The sequence below is a fragment of the Treponema peruense genome (genome assembly GCF_016117655.1).
Taxonomy (GTDB): domain Bacteria; phylum Spirochaetota; class Spirochaetia; order Treponematales; family Treponemataceae; genus Treponema_D; species Treponema_D peruense.
Map to the genome: position 1 here is coordinate 1,302,012 of NZ_CP064936.1, position 23,678 is coordinate 1,325,689.

25 protein-coding genes are annotated in these 23,678 nt (G+C 34.7%); 23 read left to right on the top strand and 2 right to left on the bottom strand.

Annotation, left to right across the window (positions count from 1 at the left end; all coding sequences use genetic code 11):
- Positions 1-91: 91 nt before the first annotated feature.
- The 23 genes from IWA51_RS05960 (at position 92) to IWA51_RS06070 (ending at position 22,189) form a co-directional block, all read left to right on the top strand.
- Positions 92-526 (top strand): DUF262 domain-containing protein, encoded by a 435-nt coding sequence (locus tag IWA51_RS05960; protein WP_198443576.1) that lies wholly within the window; start codon positions 92-94, stop codon positions 524-526.
- Positions 520-2,244, top strand: a complete 1,725-nt coding sequence (locus tag IWA51_RS05965; protein ID WP_198443577.1) for an HAD-IIIC family phosphatase — start codon at positions 520-522, stop codon at positions 2,242-2,244. Before IWA51_RS05960 ends, IWA51_RS05965 begins: the two co-directional genes overlap by 7 nt.
- 2 nt (positions 2,245-2,246) lie before the next feature.
- Positions 2,247-2,654, top strand: coding sequence for a MaoC/PaaZ C-terminal domain-containing protein (locus tag IWA51_RS05970; RefSeq protein ID WP_198443578.1), 408 nt, complete (start codon positions 2,247-2,249; stop codon positions 2,652-2,654).
- A complete protein-coding gene (locus tag IWA51_RS05975) occupies positions 2,651-3,370 on the top strand; it encodes an SDR family NAD(P)-dependent oxidoreductase (protein ID WP_198443579.1) in 720 nt (239 codons plus the stop codon). The genes IWA51_RS05970 and IWA51_RS05975 overlap by 4 nt, the downstream gene beginning before the upstream one ends.
- A gap of 19 nt (positions 3,371-3,389) precedes the next feature.
- The gene (locus tag IWA51_RS05980; protein WP_198443580.1) at positions 3,390-3,632 is read left to right on the top strand and encodes an acyl carrier protein; all 243 of its coding nucleotides are present in this window, start codon (positions 3,390-3,392) and stop codon (positions 3,630-3,632) included.
- Positions 3,629-5,446, top strand: coding sequence for a Coenzyme F420 hydrogenase/dehydrogenase, beta subunit C-terminal domain (locus IWA51_RS05985; protein ID WP_198443581.1), 1,818 nt, complete (start codon positions 3,629-3,631; stop codon positions 5,444-5,446). The genes IWA51_RS05980 and IWA51_RS05985 overlap by 4 nt, the downstream gene beginning before the upstream one ends.
- An 11-nt stretch (positions 5,447-5,457) precedes the next feature.
- Positions 5,458-6,993: an MATE family efflux transporter gene (locus IWA51_RS05990; protein ID WP_198443582.1), complete on the top strand. Its 1,536-nt coding sequence runs from the start codon at positions 5,458-5,460 to the stop codon at positions 6,991-6,993.
- Complete coding sequence (locus tag IWA51_RS05995) at positions 6,971-7,855, top strand: aldo/keto reductase family protein (RefSeq protein ID WP_198443583.1); 885 nt, start codon at positions 6,971-6,973, stop codon at positions 7,853-7,855. Before IWA51_RS05990 ends, IWA51_RS05995 begins: the two co-directional genes overlap by 23 nt.
- A gap of 1 nt (position 7,856) precedes the next feature.
- Positions 7,857-8,906 carry a hypothetical protein gene (locus IWA51_RS06000; RefSeq protein ID WP_198443584.1) on the top strand — a complete coding sequence of 350 codons (1,050 nt, stop codon included), beginning with the start codon at positions 7,857-7,859 and terminating at the stop codon, positions 8,904-8,906.
- Positions 8,907-9,061: 155 nt separating this feature from the next.
- The gene (locus IWA51_RS06005) at positions 9,062-10,189 is read left to right on the top strand and encodes a polysaccharide pyruvyl transferase family protein (RefSeq protein WP_198443585.1); all 1,128 of its coding nucleotides are present in this window, start codon (positions 9,062-9,064) and stop codon (positions 10,187-10,189) included.
- A 132-nt stretch (positions 10,190-10,321) separates the two neighbouring features.
- Positions 10,322-11,593 carry a hypothetical protein gene (locus IWA51_RS06010; RefSeq protein ID WP_198443586.1) on the top strand — a complete coding sequence of 424 codons (1,272 nt, stop codon included), beginning with the start codon at positions 10,322-10,324 and terminating at the stop codon, positions 11,591-11,593.
- Positions 11,574-12,101: a CatB-related O-acetyltransferase gene (locus tag IWA51_RS06015; RefSeq protein WP_198443587.1), complete on the top strand. Its 528-nt coding sequence runs from the start codon at positions 11,574-11,576 to the stop codon at positions 12,099-12,101. The genes IWA51_RS06010 and IWA51_RS06015 overlap by 20 nt, the downstream gene beginning before the upstream one ends.
- Before the next feature lie 35 nt (positions 12,102-12,136).
- On the top strand, positions 12,137-13,060 hold the full coding sequence (locus tag IWA51_RS06020; protein ID WP_198443588.1) for a glycosyltransferase: 924 nt from the start codon (positions 12,137-12,139) through the stop codon (positions 13,058-13,060).
- A gap of 4 nt (positions 13,061-13,064) precedes the next feature.
- The gene (locus IWA51_RS06025; protein WP_198443589.1) at positions 13,065-13,781 is read left to right on the top strand and encodes an IspD/TarI family cytidylyltransferase; all 717 of its coding nucleotides are present in this window, start codon (positions 13,065-13,067) and stop codon (positions 13,779-13,781) included.
- A 9-nt stretch (positions 13,782-13,790) separates the two neighbouring features.
- Positions 13,791-14,966 carry an NAD-dependent epimerase/dehydratase family protein gene (locus IWA51_RS06030; protein ID WP_198443590.1) on the top strand — a complete coding sequence of 392 codons (1,176 nt, stop codon included), beginning with the start codon at positions 13,791-13,793 and terminating at the stop codon, positions 14,964-14,966.
- 2 nt (positions 14,967-14,968) lie between these two features.
- Positions 14,969-15,862, top strand: coding sequence for a LicD family protein (locus IWA51_RS06035; RefSeq protein WP_198443591.1), 894 nt, complete (start codon positions 14,969-14,971; stop codon positions 15,860-15,862).
- A 1-nt stretch (position 15,863) separates the two neighbouring features.
- Positions 15,864-16,712: a glycosyltransferase gene (locus IWA51_RS06040; RefSeq protein WP_198443592.1), complete on the top strand. Its 849-nt coding sequence runs from the start codon at positions 15,864-15,866 to the stop codon at positions 16,710-16,712.
- Positions 16,713-16,714: 2 nt separating this feature from the next.
- Positions 16,715-17,554, top strand: a complete 840-nt coding sequence (locus IWA51_RS06045; RefSeq protein ID WP_198443593.1) for a hypothetical protein — start codon at positions 16,715-16,717, stop codon at positions 17,552-17,554.
- Positions 17,555-17,569: 15 nt separating this feature from the next.
- The gene (locus IWA51_RS06050) at positions 17,570-18,769 is read left to right on the top strand and encodes a LegC family aminotransferase (protein ID WP_198443594.1); all 1,200 of its coding nucleotides are present in this window, start codon (positions 17,570-17,572) and stop codon (positions 18,767-18,769) included.
- Positions 18,770-18,793: 24 nt separating this feature from the next.
- On the top strand, positions 18,794-19,462 hold the full coding sequence (locus tag IWA51_RS06055) for a sugar transferase (protein WP_198443595.1): 669 nt from the start codon (positions 18,794-18,796) through the stop codon (positions 19,460-19,462).
- Positions 19,463-19,538: 76 nt separating this feature from the next.
- On the top strand, positions 19,539-19,973 hold the full coding sequence (locus IWA51_RS06060) for a hypothetical protein (protein ID WP_198443596.1): 435 nt from the start codon (positions 19,539-19,541) through the stop codon (positions 19,971-19,973).
- Entirely contained in the window at positions 19,970-21,175 is a 1,206-nt protein-coding gene (locus IWA51_RS06065) for a UDP-N-acetylglucosamine 4,6-dehydratase (protein WP_198443597.1), read from the top strand. Before IWA51_RS06060 ends, IWA51_RS06065 begins: the two co-directional genes overlap by 4 nt.
- 6 nt (positions 21,176-21,181) lie before the next feature.
- Positions 21,182-22,189 (top strand): glycosyltransferase family 2 protein, encoded by a 1,008-nt coding sequence (locus tag IWA51_RS06070; RefSeq protein ID WP_198443598.1) that lies wholly within the window; start codon positions 21,182-21,184, stop codon positions 22,187-22,189.
- Between the two features lie 152 nt (positions 22,190-22,341).
- Here IWA51_RS06070 and IWA51_RS06075 read toward each other — a convergent pair whose 3' ends face one another.
- Together IWA51_RS06075 and IWA51_RS06080 are read right to left on the bottom strand one after the other, a co-directional pair.
- On the bottom strand, positions 22,342-23,130 hold the full coding sequence (locus tag IWA51_RS06075; RefSeq protein ID WP_198443599.1) for a transposase: 789 nt from the start codon (positions 23,128-23,130) through the stop codon (positions 22,342-22,344).
- Positions 23,131-23,318: 188 nt separating this feature from the next.
- Positions 23,319-23,588 carry a transposase gene (locus IWA51_RS06080; RefSeq protein WP_198443600.1) on the bottom strand — a complete coding sequence of 90 codons (270 nt, stop codon included), beginning with the start codon at positions 23,586-23,588 and terminating at the stop codon, positions 23,319-23,321.
- Positions 23,589-23,678: the final 90 nt, after the last annotated feature.

The window sequence follows — 23,678 nt, forward strand, 5'->3', positions numbered from 1 at the left end:
ACTTCTTGGATTTTGGAAAAGATTCTACAAAAAGAATATCCAAGTGATTAAAAGACTATAAATAGCCTTGTATTGGAAGAGGAGGAGAGAGATGGAAACAAAAATTTATTATGGCGAATATTCTTTGTTTCATTGGATAGAACTGATTGTTACAAAAAATATAATTCTGCCACCTTATCAACGAAGTTTTGTCTGGGCAGAGGAACAGGTAAAACATTTGATTTCGTCTTTTAATGAGAATAATTTTATTCCTCCGGTTACTATTGGTGCTTTTAAAGAAAATAATAAAGTAGTAAATTATATTCTTGAATATGAATTAACTCATAATACAGAACCTGGAGAGCACTTATTCAATTACTGCGATGAACCAGCTTATGATATGAATAATTTGGTCTTTGGCGTAAATACATTCTTGGGTCATCCGAAGAAACAACTTTTTCATTGGCGTATGCAGTGTAGTTCGTTTTTTATTTTAAATAAATTTACAGCAAATCCTAGAGTTATGTTTGGAGATTTAAAATGCTAACTTTTAAAGAATTAAAGCAAAATATAAAAAAAGATAATTCCTCCTTGCCAACATTGAAAGTTGCTTTGCTTGGTGACACCGCAACTCAATTCCTGAGTACTGCAATCAAAGGTCTGGGAGTTGAGTATGGATATAATATAGATTTGTTTGAGGCTGAATATAATCAGATTGAGCAGCAGGTATTTAATCCTTCTAGTGATTTAAATTCTTTTAATTCTCAGTTTGTCGTCATTTTTCAATCTACCCACAAACTTTGTGAAAAATATAGCCTAATGAAGGCCGAGAATTGGGATTATCTGGCAGATGAGCGAATTGACTTTATAAAATCAATATGTGAAGTAATTAAAGTTCCTGTTATCTATTTCAACTATCCGGAAATAGATGACTCTGTATTCGGAAACTATGCCAATAAACTTTCAATTTCTTTTTTGTATCAAGTGAGGAAACTGAATTATGAGTTAATGAATTTAACCCAGAAATATTCAAACTTGTATATCTGTGATTTAGCAGCTTTACAAAATAAAGTCGGAAGAGACTTTATGTTTAATCCAGCGGTTTATACGAGTACAGAGATGGTTTTGTCCTTGGATGCTGTTCCCATTGTGGCATCAAGAGTAATGGAAACCATTGCTTCCTTGCAGGGTAAGATTAAGAAATGCTTGATTCTTGACTTGGACAATACGCTTTGGGGTGGTGTCATTGGAGATGATGGTATTGAGGGGATTCAGTTAGGGCATGGACTCGGCATCGGGAAAGCATTTGTTGAATTCCAAATGTGGATAAAGAAACTTAAAAACAGGGGAATAATAATTTGCATTTGTAGCAAAAATGATGAGCAGAAAGCAAAGGAGCCGTTTTTAAAACACCCGGATATGGTTCTTAAACTAGAAGACATTTCTGTGTTTATGGCAAACTGGGAGTCAAAAGTTGATAATATCCGAATGATTCAGAAGATATTGAATATTGGCTTTGATTCTATGGTATTTATTGATGACAATCCTTTTGAACGTAATGTCATTCGTGAAAACATTAGCGGAATAACAGTTCCAGAATTGCCTGAAGATCCGGCTTACTATCTGGAATACTTATATTCTCTCAATCTTTTTGAGACGGCTTCATATAGCATCACCGATAAAGACCGAACGAAACAATATCAGGTTCAGGCAGAACGTGTTGCATTTTCCAAAACATTCGAGAACGAAGATGATTATTTAAAATCACTGAACATGATTTCTACGGTTGGAGGCTTTAACAAGTTCAATATTCCTCGTGTCGCACAGTTATCTCAAAGAAGCAACCAATTTAATCTTAGAACCGTCAGGTATTCTGATTCTGACATTAAGTTATTATCAGAAAATCCCGACTACATTTGCCTTGCGTTTTCGCTCAGCGATAAATTTGGAGATAACGGCCTTATTGCTGTTGTAATCTTAAAAAAACAAGATGCAGAAACACTTTTTATAGATACATGGCTTATGAGCTGCCGCGTATTAAAGCGTGGTATGGAAAATTTTACGCTAAACAAGATAGTTTCGCTTGCAAAAGGAAAAGGATTTAAAAAAATAATCGGCGAATATTTACCGACTGCAAAAAATGAAATGGTGAGAGAACATTATTCAAACCTTGGTTTTGTAAGACTCGATAATTCTGCAACAGCGAGATTTATTCTTGATGTTGAGAATTATGAAAGCAAAACTTGTTTTATTGTGGAGAAATAGAAATGGCAAAAATTGACTTGTTCAAGGATTTTGAAAAAAATATTTCCTTTGTAATTTTAGAGGAAACTTATAAGACTTTTCAATTGTGTTCTAAGGATTTGAACCCGCTTCATACTGACGAGAAGTTTGCAAAAGAAAAAGGGTTTTCTGGATGTGTAATGTACGGAAATATTCTAAATGCCTTTATTTCTTATGCTATCGGAATGGAATTACCGACCAAAGATGTGATGCTTCAAACTCAAGATATACAATACAAGAAACCTGTTTTCTTGAATGACAAGTTGGTGTTGAATTTACGGACAGAGGAAATCCACGAGGGAGTTCATGTCGTCATATTTGTTTATAAGTTCTTGAATGAACAAAGCAAAGTCGTTGCAAAAGGTCGTGTCCAGATAGGGATTTTTGAATGAATATTTTGATAACAGGCGGGTCGTCCGGACTGGGAAAATCTATTGTTGAAATGGCGGCAAAAGAGAACCACACTGTATATTTTACATACAGGAATCATAAAGAAAATGCTGATTCGATTTGTTCTCAATATTCAAATTCAATCTCATTGAATTGTGATTTTGCAAATTCGAAAAACCTCAAAGAGTTTTTAAATAAAATACCAGATTTTAATCTCGATGTCTTGGTGAACAATGCATATTCTGGAATTACGCTTGGTCAGCATTTTCATAAAACTTCTATAACGGAGTTTCAAGAGGCATTTCAGAACAACATATTGCCTCTTATTTCTATAACTCAAAAATGCCTTGAAACCTTTAGAAAGAAAAAATCAGGAAAAATAATTACTGTCTTAACATCAGCTTTGGTAGGTACGCCGCCAATGGGTTATTCAGTTTATGCTGCAACAAAGGCATATATTGCCCAGCTTGTAAAATCATGGAGTAGGGAATATATAAAACTTGGAATTACGAGCAATGCTGTTGCGCCGGACTTTATGGAAACCGCTTTGACAGAAGAAACAAATGATTTTGTGAAAGATCAGATAAAGGATGGCAACCCCTTAAAAAACATCTTGACAACAGATGAAGTGGCAAAAGTTGTAATGAATTTAATGGATGCTTCGCCGCAACTTAATGGTGTGATTATTCCTGTGAATGCAGGCATAAATATTTTATAAAACTTGGAGGAACTGATTTATGGAAAAGCCAGAAATCTTAAAAGAGATGCAGGACATCTTCATTGATGTTCTTGACAATGATGAAATTGTGCTGACGGAAGACACTTCTGCAGAAGACATAGAGGAGTGGGATTCACTTTCTCATATTCAGCTGGTTGTAGGAATTGAAAAGCATTTTAACATCAAGCTTACCTCCAAAGAAATTATGGAATGCTCAAATGTCGGAGATATGGCTGATTGTATAAAGGGGAAACTTGCATGATTAAAATTCTGGACAAGAAGAACTGCACGGGGTGTTGTGCCTGTGTAGATATTTGTGCAAAGTCTGCAATAACATTGCAAACTGATAATGAAGGTTTTTGGTATCCTTCAATTAATGAGTCTCTGTGCGTAAATTGCGGTCTGTGCAACAAGGTTTGTCCAGTAGAAAACATTCCAAAGGCAAAACAGGAAAATTTTGAAAAGCCTGCTTGCTTTGCGGGTATAAACAAGAATCTCTATGTGCGTTTTGACAGTACTTCTGGCGGATTGTTCTCTGCTTTAGCAGATAGAACTTTCCGTGAAGGAGGTCTCGTTGGTGGAGCAATAACTGATGAAGATTTTAATGCCACTCAGGTTCTTATTGACAAAAAGAGCGACCTCGAAAAACTCCGTAGCTCCAAATATTATCAGAGTAATGCCAGTGGCTTTTATAAGAGCGTAAAAGCTGCCTTGCTCTCCGGGAAAAAAGTCCTTGTTTGTGGTATGCCTTGCCAGATGGCGGCCCTCAGAAATTTTTTGGGAAAAGATTATGAAAATTTAATTATTGTTGATTTGATTTGTCTTTGTATTCCATCCCCGAAGGTCTTTAAGAAATATATTGAAGATGTAGGCGAAAAATATGGTTCGCCTGTTGTGGCAACGAAGGCGAAATGCAAGGAACTTGGATGGCGAAAATTAACTCAACTTTTCATACTTGAAGACGGCAGACATATCTATCAGCCCCATGATGAGAATCCGTTCCAGTTTTTCTATATGAACACAAAAACAAGTTGCCGCCCATCTTGCTATGACTGTAAATTCAAGGGATTTCCCCGTATTGCTGATATTACAATTGGCGATTTCTGGGGTGGTAAGAATAACCATGTATATACAAAAGAATTCAAGAAAGAATTTGACAATGACTTAGGAACTTCCGTTGTTATAGTCAACTCGCAGAAGGGGCTTGATTATTTGAATGCTTGTCGAAGTTCCTTGAAAATTAAGGAAATACCTTTTGAGACAGTATTGCCAGGTAATGTTGCCTTGTTACATTCAATCCCGTCCTCAACAATAAATCGAGAGGAATTTTATGAGAATTTGGACAAACATACCTTCACAGAACTTTTTAATATCTACAATAAGAAAAATTTGTCGGGTAAACAACGGCTAAAGAAAATACTAAAACGATATTATGGTTTATTTAAACATTATAAATTTAATGTGTTTTCGTATTTTAGGTTGATAGTTTTTAACGGTTTTGTAAAGACTTTCTTCTCTGACAAAAATTTGATTATTCCCCTAAAAAAGTCAATTTGTCGCTTCGCAAACAAAAAGAACATCAATCTCAATGGTGGTGATTTAATAATCGGAACGAAAAGGGTGAAAGGATCAAATCTGGAAACAAGGTTTATAGTTGAAGGTTCTGGAAAAGTTGATGTAAAGGGAAAAGTATCTGTTGGCTATGGTGCTGACATAGAAGTATTCGATGGCGGACATCTTGAGATGGGCTACTGCTGGTCTAATATAAACAACGAGATTATTTGTGCGAATAGCATAAAAATTGGTAATTATGTTGGAATGGGACGCAATGTCTGTATTCGGGACAATAATGGTGGGCATTTTATAAACAGACCTTTCTATAAAGATTCAAGGCCTGTCATGATTGAGGACAAGGCTTGGATTTGCTCAAATGTCACCATTATGCCAGGAGTTACTATCGGGGAGGGCGCGATTGTGGGGGAGAATTCTTTTGTTACAGAGAATGTTCCGCCTTATACAATGGTTTCTGGAAATCCTGCAAAAATTGTAGATACGGATGTTCTGTATAAAATGTGAGCGATAATACTATGATCGAAAAAAAGAGAATTGCAATAAATACTCTGATGTTGTACTTTCGCATGGTTCTGATTATGGGAGTTGCCTTGTATACCTCCCGAATCGTGCTAAAAGTATTAGGGGCCGCCGACTATGGACTTTATAATGTCGTTGGCGGTGTTGTTTCAATGTTTTCATTCTTGAATGGTTCTTTGAGTTCTGGAACTTCACGATTCATCACTTATGACATTGGAATAGGCAATGAAGAAAGATTAAGAGAAACCTTTAACGTGGCATTCATGTCTCATTTGATTTTGGCATTTATAATATTGCTATTGACAGAAACCATAGGACTTTGGTTTGTAAACAACAAGCTGGTTTTTGATGAAAGCCGAAGATTTGCGGTGAACATTGTCTATCAATTCTCTGTTCTGACGCTGATGTTACAATTAACGCAAGTGCCTTTCGCTGCGGACATAATAGCGCATGAAAAGATGAATGTTTATGCTTATGTCAGCATTGTGGAAGTTTTATTAAGGTTGGCTATGATATTCTTATTGCAGTTAAACAGCTCTATAGACAACTTGATTTTTTATAGTTCCATTTTATTCTTTGTTCAATTCATAATTTTAGGAATATACAGGCTTTATTGCAGAAAATATTTTTCAGAGTCCAGGTTTCAGTTCTGTAAAGATAAGACTCGCTATAAAGAAATTTTTTCGTTCTCAGGTTGGGATGTAATTGGCTCTTTGAGTGTTCTGTCACAAGGGCAGGGGATAAATATTCTACTGAATATGTTTTTTGGACCTGTCGTAAATGCGGCGCGGGCAATAACATATCAATTGGAAGGTGCGGTTTCACAGCTCACAAATAATTTTATGACAGCTGTAAATCCCCAGATTGTAAAAAGTTTTGCCGCAAAAAAATACGATGAGATGATTGATTTAATAGAGGATGCTTCTAAATTTGGTTTCTTTTTATTATCAGTGTTTCTTATTCCGATTCTGTTTAAACTCGATTACATATTGCAATTATGGTTAAAGGATGTTCCTGAGCAAACTGAGATTTTTGCTAAAATAATTCTTACAATGCTGATGATTAGAATTATTGCTCGCCCCGTTATACATGGTATTCATGCGACCGGTCATATAAAGCGGCTTAATCTTATTGCCGGTTTGGTAGGGCTTTTGCCTCTTCCAGTGACTTATATTCTTTTTAAATTGGACTTTCCCGCTGTATGGGCATTCTTGACACTTTTTATTTGGGGTGTGACTGCAAACATACTGGAAACGATTATTTTCAAGATGGAGATGAAAACATTTAAGCTTGTTAAATATTTTATGGAAGTATACTTCAGATGTTTTGTTGTCGGCCTTGTTTGTTTTGCCCTTGATTATTTGTTGGCAAAATATATAGTTGGAAACTTCTTTATATTTTTATTATTTTATGGTCTTTCTGTATTGATGAATGCAGTAATCGTATTTTGTCTGGGCTTTGATAAAAACAAGCAAAAGAAAATTATTGGTTTTATAAGGGGTAAGTTTCATGCAAAGACGAATGCTCAATAACGGGGTTGAAATTCCGTCAATTATTTTAGGAACGTCGATTTGTGACAGGCAGTGTTTTTCTCGCTTTGGAAATTATGTATCCGACAAAGTGTTGTTCAAGCAGATGTCAGATGGAATGATATATGCCATAAAGAACGGTGTGACAGGAATAGATACTGGACGCGATTATAACAATGAGTCATTGCTCGGTAAAATTTTTAATGAACTTTTTAGGAATAATATTGCAAAGCGCGAAGAATTGTTTATTACAACAAAAGTTGGGAATGGGCAGCAACGGTTGAGAGATATGGAAAAGGAAATAGACATTTCCCTAAAGGCGATGAATCTGGATTATGTAGACCTTTGGATGCTTCACTGGCCTTTGCCCGATTTTTATATTGAAAATTGGAAACAGCTCTGTAAGATTTATAAATCGGGAAAGGTAAAGTCTATTGGAATGGCAAATATCCGTGAACGACATTTGCTGGAATTAGAACAAGCTGGTGTAGAATTAATGCCGCAAGTTGTTCAAGTTGAATGTCACCCATTTAGGACAATAACTGGATTAAGAGAAATGTGTAAAACTCGCAATATTCAAGTTGAGGCTTATACTGCAAACTGCGCGATGCTTCCGTTTGTCCGTGAGAATCTTGTCTTACAGCAGCTTGCTCAAAAGTATGGAAAAAGCATTACTCAAATAATTATGAGATGGCATGTGCAACAGGGGGTGGTTCCGATTTTTAGCTCAAATAATCCCTCCCATATTAAAGAAAATGTTGATGTCTTTGATTTTTCTTTAAGTGAAGAAGATATGCAGCTTATATTTGGGTTGAACATTGACTATAAGTATCATCCAGAATCTGTAAACTGTCCGGGGTATTAATATGAAAAAGAAATTAAAAATTTTGTCAGTTTTATATATTGGCTGTGCAATTGCGCTTATTCCGTTCTGCTATTTATTGAGCATTTTGATGCTGGCTTTATTTTCTATTTTTTGCATCGTGTCAGGATGTGTGTTGGTCACAAATAAAATGTATAAAAAGACAAATCACTGGAAGAACCAGTTTTTGTTTGAAAAGAGTTTTATAAGCAATGCAGGTTATCGCGACAATCTAGGAAGAAATTTTGATGTGGTGAACCTGGGCAGTAATCCGGCTTTGTTTGGCTTCTTTTACGAGAATGTGAGGGGGCAGAACTGGGCGACAGGCTCGCAGGGATTCCCGATGGATTTTGAAATCCTAAAATATTATCACAGCTATGTAAAAGAGGGGGGGTATGTCCTTATACCTATAATGCCATTTTCTTCAATCTCAAATTTCCTTGAAACAAGACCCGCATATTGGTCTGATGGCTATTATATGAAGTTTGCTAGAATTCTTGATTCCTCTCAGATCGTGAAACTTCCAAATTATAATAAATTTCGCTTAAAGATGCGGTTTCCTGTTATTTTTAATCCTAAATTGATATTTTATATTTTTCATGATGTCCCTGTAGATACAAGGTTGAATGTAGCGGAGCAGACGATGCAAAAAGCAGAACTTGAATATGATGCAAAACTATGGATTAATAATTGGAAAAAGGAGTTTGATGTAAAAAATTATGAGGATTTCTGGGGTGAAAAATTTACCCTGTATTATGAATCTGGAATAAAGATGCTTTCGGAAATGATTGACTATTGTCAGATAAGAAATTTAAGGCCTGTCATCGTCACTATACCAATATCCTCATGCCTAGCAAGGGAATTTACACCAGAATTCAGGCAGAAAATGATTACAGACTTTGTAAATGCGGCGAATATAAAAGGCGTGAAATTCTTAGACTATATGTTTGACGAAAGATTCTCAAAATCAGAGCTTTTCAATGGTAGTTTTTTCTTGAATCTGCAAGGACGCAAGATTTTTTCTAGACAAGTTATGTCAGATTTGGGACTGTAGTTTACTGACAGTTTTTTATCATTGTTTGACGGGATTTTCTTGGATTTTGATTTTTCAAAACAACTGATAAATGTTACAATGTTCAAAAGATGAACGAAACGCAGATAAACAGGTTATAATGAGTTTGTTTTTCAGTATAAGGCGGTAAACACTAGATGAAAATAGGAATCCTTACATTCTGGTGGAGTGAAGACAATTACGGGCAGCAGCTCCAGGCTTATGCTTTGCAAAGATATTTACGGGACGCAGGGCATGATGCGTTTTTGATTAGGTATAATTCGTTGGGAGACTTTCCAAAAAATAATCCAATAAAAAAAATATATAAGGCATTTAATCCGGTTAAGTTGGTAAGATTTTTCATAAATTTGCGAAATAAAGCAAAACTTAAGGCCGAATATAATGAACATTCACGTCATTTTGATGAGTTCCGTTCAAAATATATAAATATGTCTGAACATGTATACAACAATTTTTCGGAATTGCAACAAAATCCACCTGAAGCAGATATCTATATAGTAGGAAGTGATCAGGTATGGAATCCGGCTTGTTGCGGGGGAAGTACTCTGGAACAATCAAAGCTTCCTCTTCATGCTTACTTCTTGGATTTTGGAAAAGAATCTACAAAAAGAATGTCATATGCTGCAAGCTGGGGTATTAAAGATTTGGATGAATCTTTTGTAACAGAAATAACTCCTATGCTTAAAAGATTTAACGCTATAACAGTTCGCGAAAAATCGGGTACAGAATTGTGTGCTAAATGCGGACGCAATGATTCAAAATGGGTATGTGATCCAACGCTTCTACTAAATGCAGAGGAATATAGAAGTTTATATAAATCAGAAAATATAACTCAAAGGCAAAAACCATATTTGGTCTTTTATTATTTGAATAATGGGAAATTCAATGCCCAATCTGTTTACGATTTTGCCACTTCAAAAGGATTGGATGTTGTTTATATTACAGGAAACGGTGTCGTTGACAAGTTTGAAAAAACTTATGCAACTGTTCCTGAATGGCTTTCTTTAATTGATAATGCTCAATATGTAATTACAAACTCATTCCATTGTTGTGTATTTTCAATTTTATTCCACAAGCAGTTTGCTTCAATTAAATTGCAGGGGCAGAATGCCGGAATGAATGAACGACTTACAAGTTTGTTTGAGTTATGCAAAATGGAAGAAAGATACTGTACGGATAGGAATTTTGCGGTATTGGAAAAGTATTACGAGAGTGTATTGCCGGATGGACAGGCTGTTCTGAACGAGATTTTGACGAAGATTTAAATAAAGAAAATAAAAGATATTATGAAAAAGCAGAAAATTTTCAATAAAAATAAAACTTCTCACGATAACAGTGTTAATCATTTATTCTTTTTATCTGAGTATATTAATTTAAATAAAAGTCAAAATTAAGCTATGAAAGTAAAAACTCTAGATTCGATAAAAGCATTCTTTTTAATTTTTCTTCTCGTTTTTAATATTAAAATTAGATTTATTCCTGTTTTTACCTCAAATATTCTGTTGGGATTGTTAGGAGCTGCATTAGCAGTTGTTTTATTAAGTCATAATTTTAGAAATATTTTTATATCTAAGAGATTGTACTTACATTTATTATTTTTTACTTTTTTACTCTTTTATGCAAATGCAACATTAATGGTAAACCTTTCAACTGATTTATCTTTAATTAAACTTTTAGTAATAAATAATACAATAAGTATTTTAGCCGCGAACTTTGTTGCATTTTATTTATATAAGAAAAATATACCATTACGCAGATTTTTTAAAATATTTGTATATGTGTACTTTATACAAATGATTATTGTCGCAGTTTTTTTCTTTAATAGAGATATTTGTCGTACTGCATATACAATAATAGATATGGGGGATCGTATTAATGGTAAGTTAGAGGATTTAATAGCATACCGTGCGTTCGGTATCTCTTTTGGGTTCGATATGGGTACAGCTGATTTAACAGTAGCAATGATATTTTGTGTTTATCTATATCTTACTGAAGAGAACCATTATAAACATTGGCTTATTATTTATGTATTTTGTTGTGCTATGGGTATCTTGGTTGCCCGAACAATGTTCCTGGGAATTGGAGTTTCTGGATTGTTTTATATATTTTTCCCTAATGCAAAGGGTAAAAGAAAAAGAGAAACTTTGTTTTCCTTAATTTTGTTGATTGCAATTGTTGTAGTTATATTTTTTTTATTTTTTGATGTTGAAAAATATATGAGAACCATTTGGTGGGTAACAGACATTTTCGTTCAAATGTTTTCTTCTAAAGGGTTGAATCATGGAAGTTTATATGAGCTTACTAAAGGGGATTTTGTGTTTGTTCCAGAAACAAGAACTTTAATTTTCGGTGAAGGGAAGTTTGCTGATAATTTAGTTTCCCGTTATACAGATGTTGGCTATATTAGATTGTTAATGTATTTTGGAATTTTAGGATTTATTATTTATTTTTTATATATTTTTTCAAGAACTACTTTGTTTTTTAGAGAGAAGAAAGATACTCAATTAAAATACATGAGTTTTTTCCTCTTCCTTTTCCAGTTTATTTTCTTTTGGAAGATTTATTATCCGATTACATCTTATCCATTACTTATGTTGTATGGCCTTATGCCATATTTAAATTCCAAAATAAGAATTAGGAATAACTCAAATGTTACGTCAGTTTATTAAATTTTGTATATCAGTATTAAAAAAAATGACCTTTTCATTTAGAAAGACTAACTTTCATATTTCTTCCTATTTTGGAAAGAATGTTTTAGCAAATCATTGCAATGTTGGTCGTTATAATTATATTGCTTGTAACTGCGTTTTGAATAATGTGGATATAGGAAATTACTGTTCGATAGGTCCGGCTGTTCAAATAGGGGGCATGGAGCATCCTTATTGGGAAATTTCTACATCTGCTTGGTTAGGTAGATGCATTTCAAAACGAACGTTATTGGGAGATGATGTTTGGATAGGTGCTGGTTCTATTATAAAACAAGGCATAACCATAGGAAATGGAGCCGTAATTGGAGCAAATTCATTTGTTAATAAGGATGTTCCTCCCTATGCAATTGTTTTTGGAAGTCCAGCTAAAGTGTGGAAATATCGTTTTAAGGAAGAAAAGAAAGAATATATAGAGGAAAATATTGTCCCGCTATACACTTGTACCCCCCCCCCTATTGTTGCGGCGTAAAATTTTAGAATGTTTAGAGGATTTGAAATTACTAGATGATTAGCATAGCAATGACTTCCTATAATGGAGAGAAATATATTTCTTCTCAATTAGATTCAATTATTGGTCAGACAGTCAAGGATTTTGAATTGTTTGTTTGCGATGATTGTTCACAAGACAACACCTATTCCATTTTAAAAGGATATGAAAAAAAAGATTCTCGTATTCACGCTTTTCAGAATATAAGTAATTTAGGTTTTGCAAAGAACTTTGAGCATGCGATTCAGCTGTGCAAAGGCGATTATGTTGCACTTTGTGACCAGGATGATATCTGGCGGCCTAATCATCTAGAAATTTTATTGAATGGAATAAAAAATAAAGACGCATCTGTTGGTAATTCTCAAATTATGGACGGAACTGGAACGTTGAAAGAGAATTTATTATCTGACGGTGACGGATATTTTGTAGATGGGAACGATAATGATAAAATGTTCCGTGTTTTGTTTTATGGAAATCCATTTCAGGGAACATCTGCTATGTATACGAGGGAACTCTTAGAAAAGGCTCTTCCTATCCCTGCTGGAGTGGAGTATCACGATGCATGGTTTGCAGTTTGTGCTTTAGCGTCAAAGGGAATTAATTATACTTTTGAGACGATAACTAATTACCGGATTCATGGAAATAATGCTTCAGGAAATCATAAGACATCTTTTATTGATCGCTTGAAAATTACGTTGAAGCGAAATGGTTTTAAAACAGACAGACTTATATTTTGTGAAGAACTTCTTGAAAGATTTCCTGGTGCGAATGAAGATATAAAAGATATCATATATAAAGCTAAAGATTTCTTTGAAGCCAGAAAGGCAGGAAATAAAATAAAAGTTCTTGGTTATTCTATAAAATATTATAAAAAAATTTATGCAACAAATAGTCTAAAATACCTCTTTCCTCGATGTTTGGGGATTTTGATAAAAGGGTAAAATAATGAATAATGTATTAATTTTTGCCGGTGGTTCCGGCACTCGTATGAACAGCCGTGCAAAACCTAAGCAGTTTTTGCAGCTTTATGGAAAAGAGATCATAATTCACACTTTGGAGAATTTTCAAAATCATCCTGAAATTGACAATATTGTTGTTGTCTGCAAGGAAGATTGGATCAAAATTCTTTGGAAATTATTGGACAAATATGATTTGGACAAAGTAAAATGGGTCGTCCCTGGCGGAGAAACCGGCCAGATATCTATTTACAATGGGCTTGCAGAACTTGAAAAGCACTGCCCGGCAGATTCTATTGTTTTGGTCCATGACGGAGTTCGGCCTTTTGTAAATGATGATCTTATTTCAAATTGTATAAAATCTGTAAAAGAATATGGTTCTGGTATTACAGTTGTTCCCGCTATTGAGACCATTGTTACTACAGAAGACAATAAAATCAAAACAATTACAGACCGTTCAAAATGTTCTTTAGCCCGAGCTCCTCAGAGTTTTTATTTGGGAGAACTTTTGGAAGCTCACAGAAAAGCACAAAAAGAAGGCAAAATCAACATGATAGATTCTGCCTGTCTTATGCAGTATTACGGACATGAACTTTATACAGTTCCTGGCAATTTCGACAACATAAAAATTACAACCCCCGCTGATTTTTATACTTCACGAGCTTTATATGAAGTGCGTGAGAATCAGCAGATTTTTGGTTTATAGGAAAAAATTATGTGGACAGAAAATAAAGTATTCAAAGAAGATTTAGATTATTGCGTAAACGCTTCTTTTATTCCGTGGGCAGATTTCAATGATAAAACTTTTCTTGTAACCGGAGCAACAGGTTTAATCGGATATACATTCACTTGCGCTTTGTTATACCAATCGATTACAAAGGAATCCAGAATAAAAGTGCTTGCTTTGGTTCGTGATTTGGAAAAAGCAAAGGCACAGTATAAAGAAGTTCTTGCAGATGGAGTTCCTTTAACTTTTGTTCAAGGTTCTGTGGATAAATTGCCTGAAATCAATGAAAAAATTGATTACATTATGCACGGAGCCTGTCCTACAGCGTCTGCTTTCTTTACAGAACATCCGGTAGAAACTATTAAGACAATAATTGACGGCACTGACAACATGTTAAATCTTGCTAAAGATAAAAAGGTGAACGCAATGGTTCATCTTTCAAGTATGGAAGTCTTTGGTGAAATTACAGATAAAAGAAAACTTTCAGAAGATGATTTGGGCAAGATAGATTTAACTTCGTCTCGTTCAAGTTATCCTGAAGCAAAACGTCTGGCAGAAAATCTTTGTGCCAGCTATGCAAGTGAATACAAAGTTCCTGTCCGTGTAGCACGTTTGGTTCAAACTTTTGGTCCTGGCGTAAAATATGAAGATAATCGTGTATTCGCTTACATGATGCGTTGTGCTTTGGAAAATAAAAATATCGAGCTTAAAACAGCCGGAACAAAAGAAAATTCTTATTTGTATACAATGGACGCTGTAACAGCTATTCTTACTCTTTTAGCGAAAGGTGAGATTGGAAAAACTTATAATGTTGCAAATGAAGACACTTACTGTTCTGTAAAAGATATGGGTATGTTAGTACTTAAAACTTTTGGTAAGGATAATTTAGAGGTAAAAACAAATGTCGGTAACGAAACAACTACACAAATATACTCCCTCCCTAAGTTTAATGAATCTGGAAACAGATGCAATAAAGAATCTGTCATGAACGGTAAAAACATCACTTGCTCAAATGTATTCAAAGATGCATTAAGCGCAAATACAGGATTCCGTCCAGATGGGTATTTAAATGTAGATACTGCTATTCTGAAAGATTTAGGTTGGAAAGCTGTAATTAACTTGTCGACTGCTTATAAAAACACTGCAGAATCTTTGGAGAAATAATAATGAATCTTACAGAGTTGCTTTTGCAATCTGATATCCCACTTAGGGAATTAAAAGAAGATGAAGCTCAAAAACTTAAAACTACTCTTCTAGGAATGTTTCTTGATATTCAGGAAGCCTGTGAAAAAGAAGGTTTATCTGTAATGTTGGGAGGTGGTTCTTGTTTAGGTGCTGTGCGCCACAAGGGTTTCATTCCTTGGGATGACGACTTGGATCTAAATATGCTTCGAAGTGACTATGATAAGTTTCCTGCAGCATTAGAAAAACATTTTCCTGGAAAATATAATCTTGTAGGACCAGGTGTAAGTGAAAACTATAATCTTCCTTTTATTAAAATAGAAAAGAAAGGCACTGTAATTAAAACAGTTTATGAATTCTCTGAAGAAAATCCAGCTATTGGTATTGATTTGTTTCCGTTAGAAAATGTTCCCAATGGAAAAATTGCCAGACTTTGGCATGGTTTTTGGAATAATTTTTATCAGTTTGTAGGAGTTTGTACAAAACTTTATCAGCGGAGAAACTGCCCTGTAACAAAACTTCTAACTTCAACTAAAGAAGGAAAGAAGTCTATGAGTAAAAGACTTTTTATTGGCCGTCTTTTTTCTTACAAATCATACCAAAAATGGTATGAGAAATGTGATAAAGTAGCGAAAAAATATTCTAAAAAAGAAACAAAATATATTACTGTTCCGACAGGACGTGCCCACTATTTTGGAGAGATTCAAAATAGAGACGATATAGTTCCTCCGGCTGAATGCACATTTGAAGGACATAAAGCCTTTATTTGTAAGAATTACGATAAGTATCTTTCTTCTTTGTATGGAGACTATATGCAGATTCCACCAGTAGATAAAAGAGAAAAGCATTTTATAGTTGACTTAAATTTCGGAGAATAGAATGAGTGAAAAAAAAATAAATTATCCAAAGTTTTCAGCTACTATTGGTTGTTATAAAAATGACAATCCTGAAGATTTTGAAAAAGCTTTCTTAAGCATATATAACCAGACTGTAAAACCGAACGAAATTATAATTACAGTTGATGGTCCAATACCAAAAGAACTTGATAAAAAAGTTACGCGCTTTGAGCGCGAATTCCAGGCCGTTATTTTGCGCAGTGCGCAAAATAACGGCCAGGGCATGGCACATGCCCTGGCCGTTGATCATGCGAAATATGAATATATTGCAATAATGGATGCAGATGATATTAGTGTTCCTGACCGTTTTGAAAAGCAATTAAAAGTAGCGATGGAACATCCGGAATACGATGTAATTGGCGGTCAAATTGAAGAGTTTATTGACAATCCAAAAAATGTAGTTGGCAAAAGAGAAGTCCCTCTTGAAGATCACATGGTTAAAAGGTACCTCCGAAGGAGGTGTCCTTTTAACCATATGACTATACTGTTGCATAGTCATATGGTTAAAAAAGCCGGGAATTATCAGGATTGGCATTATAACGAAGATTATTTTTTGTATTGCCGAATGCTTTTACAAGGCGCTGTTTTTTGTAATATTCCAGACACTTTGGTTTATGTACGAGTTGGTAAGGAAATGTACAAACGCCGTGGTGGTTGGAAATATTTTAAAAGTGAAGCAAAACTTCAAAAATGGATGCTTAATCACAAAATAATTTCATTCCCAATGTATTTGGAAAATGTCTTTATCCGTTTGTGTGTTCAAGCACTTATGCCAAATTGGTTAAGAGGTTTTATGTTCCAAAAATTATTTCGTAGTAAAGGTAATAAGTAGCGATGCCAGAGTTTGTCTATTATAACCATGCTTATATTCTAAAAAATCCAGAAGTTCCGGTAAAAGAAAATCTGACTTTTAAGAAAATAAAAAATACTTTACAAACGAACGGGGGGGGGCAGCAGTCCTTGTTTGCATCCTATATTACTGATTTTGATGTAGGAAAAGAAACTTCCTGGTGGTTTACAGTAAAAACAGATGCTTATGATTTGTCTTTGTTGCCATCAAAAAAACGCTACGAAATTACTAAAGCCAATAAGTTCTGTTACGCAAAGTCAATAAATCCTGCCGATGAACTTGATGCTATGTTCGAAGTTTACAAAGCATCTTTTGATGGATATGACGAGAAGGAAAGACCTAAAGATGTTAATAAAGAATCATTTGAATCATATATTCAAAGTCTTTTATTAAGTGGCAATCATGAATTTTACGCCTGTTATTTAAAAGAAAATGACCAAATGGCAGGTTGGACTATTCTAGAAATTCGGGGAAAAGTTATAGGGCTTATGCAGCAAAAGACAATCCCGTACTTTGAAAAATACAATACAAATGCAAGTTTGATAGATTTTTTTTTAACAAAGTGGAATGACCGTTTAAGTGCTGGAGATGTCATAATTTCCAACGGTTCAAGAAACATTAGACACATTACTAATTTTAATGCCTATCTTGAAAAATATTTTGGTTTCAGGAAGGCCTATTCAAATCTTAAAATTGCTTATCGTTTTCCTATAGGAATAATAGTAAAGCTATTAATGCCATTTAAATGGATTTTGGGTAAATGCTCAAATCCTTTTTTATATAATGTTTATTGCATGTTAAAAATGCAGGAATTCAGTTCTTAAAGGAGTAACAAAATTATGTCAGAAGAACATAAAAAGTTTATACCTCTTTCAGTTCCAAATTTTGAGGGGAATGAACAAAAGTACGTTGATGAAGCTGTAAAAACCGAATGGGTTTCTACCGGCGGTGCTTATATCACAAAAATGGAAGAGCAGCTTGGAAAATTTCTTCATGTAGAAAATGTTGCATGCGTTCAGAGTGGTACTTCAGCTCTTCATTTGAGTCTTGTTGATGCCGGTGTAAAACCTGGAGATATGGTGCTCGTTCCGCCGGTAACTTTTATTGCGGCGGTAAACCCTGTTAAATATCAGTTTGCAACACCTCTTTTTATTGACTGTGATGATACATTGACAATGGATCCAATCAAACTTCGTTCTTTCTGTGAAGAAGAATGTAATTTTACAAACGGAAAATTAGTTCATAAGAAAACTAATAAAATTGTAAAGGCAATTGTTGTTGTTCACGTCTTTGGTAATATGGCTGATATGGAATCTATTATGGATACAGCAGCCAAATACAATCTTAAAGTAATTGAAGATTCTACAGAAGCTCTTGGAACACACTATACGGAAGGCAAATATAAGGGCAAGTTTGCAGGAACTATTGGTGACTACGGCTGCTATTCCTTCAACGGTAATAAAATTATAACAACAGGTGGTGGTGGAGCTATTACTTGTCGTGAACCTAAAATGGTAGACCATCTGCGCTATCTTTCAACACAGGCAAAAGATGATCCGCATTATTATATCCATAATGAAATCGGGTATAACTACCGTATGACAAATCTTCAGGCTGCCCTTGGTGTTGCCCAGATGGAAGAACTTTCGGACTTCATTGAAAGAAAGCATAAGAACTATGACCGGTATGTAGAACTTTTTAGGGATTATGAATACGGTTATTTATTGGGATTTCGCAAAGGAACATATTCAAATCAGTGGTTTTATTCTTTGGTTCTTGATATGGATAAACTCCACAATGTTGAAATGCGTACAGTAATTACAAAACTTGGTGACAAGGGGATTCAGACCCGTGCAATCTGGGGCTTGATTAATGAACAGAAACCCTACCTTGGTGAAGAAACATACAAAATGGAAAAATCTGTTTATTACGCCCGTCGCGTTTTGAATATTCCGGCTACAACGCAGCTTACTAAAACGGATATTGAATACACGGTTCAAACTATAAAAGAAGTTTTATCTGAAATTGCTAATCAATAAAATATACTCTTAAAAGGAAGTTCTATGACTCGATTCTTTGACATTTTATTTTCATTTTTTGCAATTGTAATTTTATTTCCATTCATGATTCCGATTATGATTGGTTTAAAACTTACCGGTGAGCATGATATATTTTATGGTCAGACTAGAATAGGAAAGGGTAATAAACCTTTTAAAGTTTTAAAATTTGCAACAATGCTTCGCAACAGTCCCAATATGGCTGGCGGTTTGATTACTGCAGATCATGACCCTCGTATCTTGCCAATGGGTAATTTTCTACGTAAAACAAAGATAAATGAACTCCCGCAGTTGATAAATATTTTTATCGGACAAATGAGTGTAATTGGGTACAGACCTTTCGTTCCAAAGCATTTTGCACTTTATAATGAAGAAGTTCAAAATACTATGGCAAGAACAGTTCCCGGGCTTTCTGGTATTGGTTCAGTAGTATTTCGTGATGAAGAAGATATACTTCATAAAGTAGATAATCCGGAATATTTTCATGACAAAGTAATTACTCCATATAAAGGCCAGCTTGAATGCTGGTATGTTGAACACAAGACCCTTGGTAATTACTTCAAACTAATCTTAGCAACAGTTATTGCGGTATTAAAACCAAAATCAAGTGTATGGCAAAAATGGTTTAAGGGACTTCCTCCTGTACCCGAAGAACTTAAACCATGGATTTGCTAAATCGGGGATATGAATATGTATTTATACTACAAGAAATCCGCTAAAGACGTGGTTCCATGTACTCTGTTATCAGATTTTGAGATTAGAAGAACTTCTTGTAAATTGTGGGGGGGGGTACAAAAATATAGCATTTGTTATTCTGCATAAGATTTTATGCGGAAAAGAATTTAAGCGTTATGGCTTATTCAATAAAAATGGAATTGAAGTTTCTTATTGCTATCAAATGACTAAGAATCTTAGATTTCCATATATGGAAAAAAATACATTACAATTTGGTCCTTGTTTTACACAAAAAGAATATAGAGGAAATGGATTCTATCCATTAATGCTAAATTATTTAATGTGTAAGCAGGTTGATATGTATAAAGTCTTTTATATTTTTTGTTGTGATGATAATACAGCTTCAATGAGAGGAATCTCCAAAGCAGGTTTTTCTCTCTTTGGAAAAGGAAAGAAAAAGTTTTGTAAGTATATCATCACGGAATATCTCTGTAAGGAAAATAAATTATGATTGATAACATTCTCCCTTTTATTGGACGTACAGCTCCTTTATTGGAAGCAGACATTAAAACTAACGAAAAAGTTCTTTCTGAAATTGTAAAGAATTCAAAGTTCCTGGTAATCGGTGGAGCCGGCACAATAGGTTCTGCAATTTGTCGTGAAATCTTTGTCCGCAATCCTAAAGTTCTGCATGTTGTAGATATTTCAGAAAACAACATGGTTGAACTGGTTCGCGATATCCGTTCATCCGTGGGATATGGTGACGGAGAGTTTGCGACCTTTGCACTTGACTGCGGTTCTGATATTTTTAAGGCTTTTATTGAAAATCAGAAAAAACGAATCGGCGGTTATGATTATGTTTTTAATACATCAGCCTTAAAGCATGTGCGTTCTGAAAAGGATCCCTTTACTTTAATGCGAATGATAGACACAAACATCTTCAATACAGATTCCACAATGAAGATGGCTCACGAAATGGATGCAAAAAAATATTTCTGTGTTTCTACCGACAAGGCTGCAAACCCAGTAAATATGATGGGTGCTTCAAAACGTATTATGGAGTTTTACCTGAATCGCCGTTCAGTAGAAATGCCGGTTTCAACAGCACGCTTTGCAAATGTTGCATTCAGTGACGGTTCTTTGCTTTACGGATTTAACCGCCGCTTGGAAAAGAATCAACCACTTTCTGCTCCTAATGATGTCCGCCGTTATTTTGTAACTCCTAAGGAAGCTGGTGAACTTTGTATGATGTCATGTCTGCTTGGAGAAAACCGCGATTTGTTCTTTCCGAAGTTGGACCATGATTTGAATCTTGTTACATTCAGCTCAATTGCAGAAAAATATCTAAAGAATCTTGGATATGAACCTGTTCAGTGCGCAACCGAAGATGAAGCCCGTGCAAGTGTTTTAGAACTTAAGGCAAAACATAAGTATCCGGTTTATTTTTTTAAAAGCGATACAACCGGTGAAAAAGATTTTGAAGAGTTCTACACAGCAAACGAAACAATTGTATTGAACCGCTTCGAATCACTTGGCGTAATCAAGAATGGAGTAAACTATGACGAAAAGTTACTTCAGCATTTTACAGACACAATAGTCTCAATGAAAAAGAAAGGTGAGTGGACCCGCGGGGACCTGATTGATTTGTTCAATGAAATGATTCCGAATTTTAATCATAAGGAAACTGGAAAGTTTCTTGACGGAAGGATGTAATAGATTATGGTTACAGAGTCTCTTATTTCTATTATTATTCCTGTTTACAAGGTAGAAAAATATATTGATCGATGTATGAATAGTCTTGTTAATCAAACATGGAAAAATATAGAAATTATTCTTATCGATGATGGAAGTCCAGACAAAAGTGGTATACTTTGCGATAAATGGGCTGAGAAAGATAAACGAGTAAAAGTTCTTCACAAGCTAAATGGTGGAGTTTCTTCTGCGCGAAATGAAGGCTTAAAAATTGCTCAAGGGCAATATGTAGGTTTTATAGACCCTGATGATTTTGTCGAAATTGATACATATGAATTTTTATATAAGACTTTAACTGATAATGATGCTCTAATCTCTGTTGTTGGTTGGGATAATTATTTAGAATCTGATAATGATAGATTAGATCTTCTGTCTTGGAAACCAGTTTCTTTTTTTGATACTATAGACTGTATTAATGCAATTAACAGAGAAATTTATAATCGAATATCTCTTACATGGAATAAACTTTTTAGTAGAACTGTAATAGATGGACTTTTTTATGATGAAAATTATATTAATGGAGAGGATAGACTTTATTGTATAAAAGCTATAGCAAAAGGAGCTGAACTTGGCGGTAAAATTGCCTACAATATGCTTCCTAAATATCACTATTTACAAAGAAAAAATTCTGCTGGAAATAAAAATTTTACTCCAAAAGACGCAACTTTAATACCGCTTTGTGAAGAAATTATTGAAATAGTTAAGCGTTATGCTCCTAGTGCGGTTTCTGTAGCAAATGCACAACTTAGCAATTCCTATTTTCAATTAATAAATATGCTTGATAAAACGCCGAATGCGTATCCTGAAATTCGGGATGAATTGATGAAAAATTTTCGAAAGCGTTTTCCGAGATTTTTATTAGAAAAAAATAATTTTAGAAGAAAAATTGCATTGCTTTTATTTTTTATTAATCCGACTATCTATTCTAGTTTGGGTAAAATATACAGAAAAATTAAAGGCATTAAGAGTTTCTAAAAAAGTTACTTAATGTCTTGCAATTATTAGTTAATATAAAAATATGTTTATTTTTATATTAATCACTCAATTAGTTCTTGTATTGAAATAATCTGGAAAGATATACAGAGTTATTGTCAATTGTTGTGGATTGAAAAAAAGTGTCTTTTTCATCAGGCAGCCTTCATTTGTTCACCGTCCACAAAAATTATATTTTTGGCGACAAGTTCAAGTTGTTTAAATCCCCTGAGCCGTCGCCAGTTTTTCTCTGCCTGAAGACAAAGCTTGAAAGCCATTGCAACAGAAGCAGCGGAAGAGCCGTTTCCTTTTGTTGACTTGTGGAACCAACATCTCTGAATTTTTAGCTGGCCCCAGATTTCATCAACTGCATTTTGAAACCCAAGCGCTCCGTCGCAGACTGCCAATTTTGGCGCTTTTGTCAGTCCGCGGAATTTCAAATCAAGCAAAACTCCACGCCAACTTTCCGTTGACTCACGAATTCCGGCCTGTACAGCCACAAGTTCTTTTTTGCCTTCAACAGTTACGCCAATTATTACCAGAAGGCAGGTCTTTTCACCGTCAAGCCGGGACTTTACGTAAATTCCTGCAAGGTAGGCAGCGGAAAGTATTGCTTCTACTGTCGGAGTTTTTCTTGCAAACGGAGGAAGGACTTTGCTTACAAAGCGATCCTTTTCTTCAAGTGCACGGTCATCAACTCTGGGAAGCCTGACTGTAACGTAACCGTTTGTAGTAAGAATTGTCCGTTCTTTGTGAAAGCCGTTTCTTACTACAAGTTTGTTTCCGGTTTTGTCTACGATAGAAGAAGTTTTATTAAGAAAACGCTGAACTTCATCCTCGTAAAGACTTTCAATTACTTCACGTGCTCTTGCGCGGATTGCTTCTTCAAGCAAATCAATCGTTGGACTATTGGAATTTTCTTCAATTTCCAGTATTCTTTTCATAAGAGGTCTCCTTCGGTGTTTATTTTTTTTCCAAAGAAAACTATACCTTAGACAGACCTCTTTTTCTATGCCTTCTCAGGCAATCCACAACTTTTGATTATAACTCTCAATACCTCTTGCCTGATGATATTCTAAGAAAAAGTTCTGTTTCATCACTCCCCAATCAGATTCAATGATGTCCCGTTTTTTTAGAATATTCCATTCTTCTTGAGATATCCCGCATCTGCAAAAAATCTTCCTGTCATCTTTTCAGTAAGTTTTTCAACTGTCTTACTGTCATTTGCATTGCCACTTGTAAAATAAACCGATTCAAGAAGTCCATTTTCACTGCAAACTTCATGAAGTTTCAGTCCGTAAAACCATCCTTTTGTGGATTTTCCACGAGAAGTAATGATTTTTGTCACTTCATGATTGAAAATTCGTCTGTTTAAACATGTTGTCAGCAGTGTTGAATCCAAAAATGAACATCCGTTTCATTCAAAGCCCTGTTTTGGGCAAGTAGAGCCTGCAGAAACAGAACCATTACCGGCAAAGCTTTATTTGAAGCT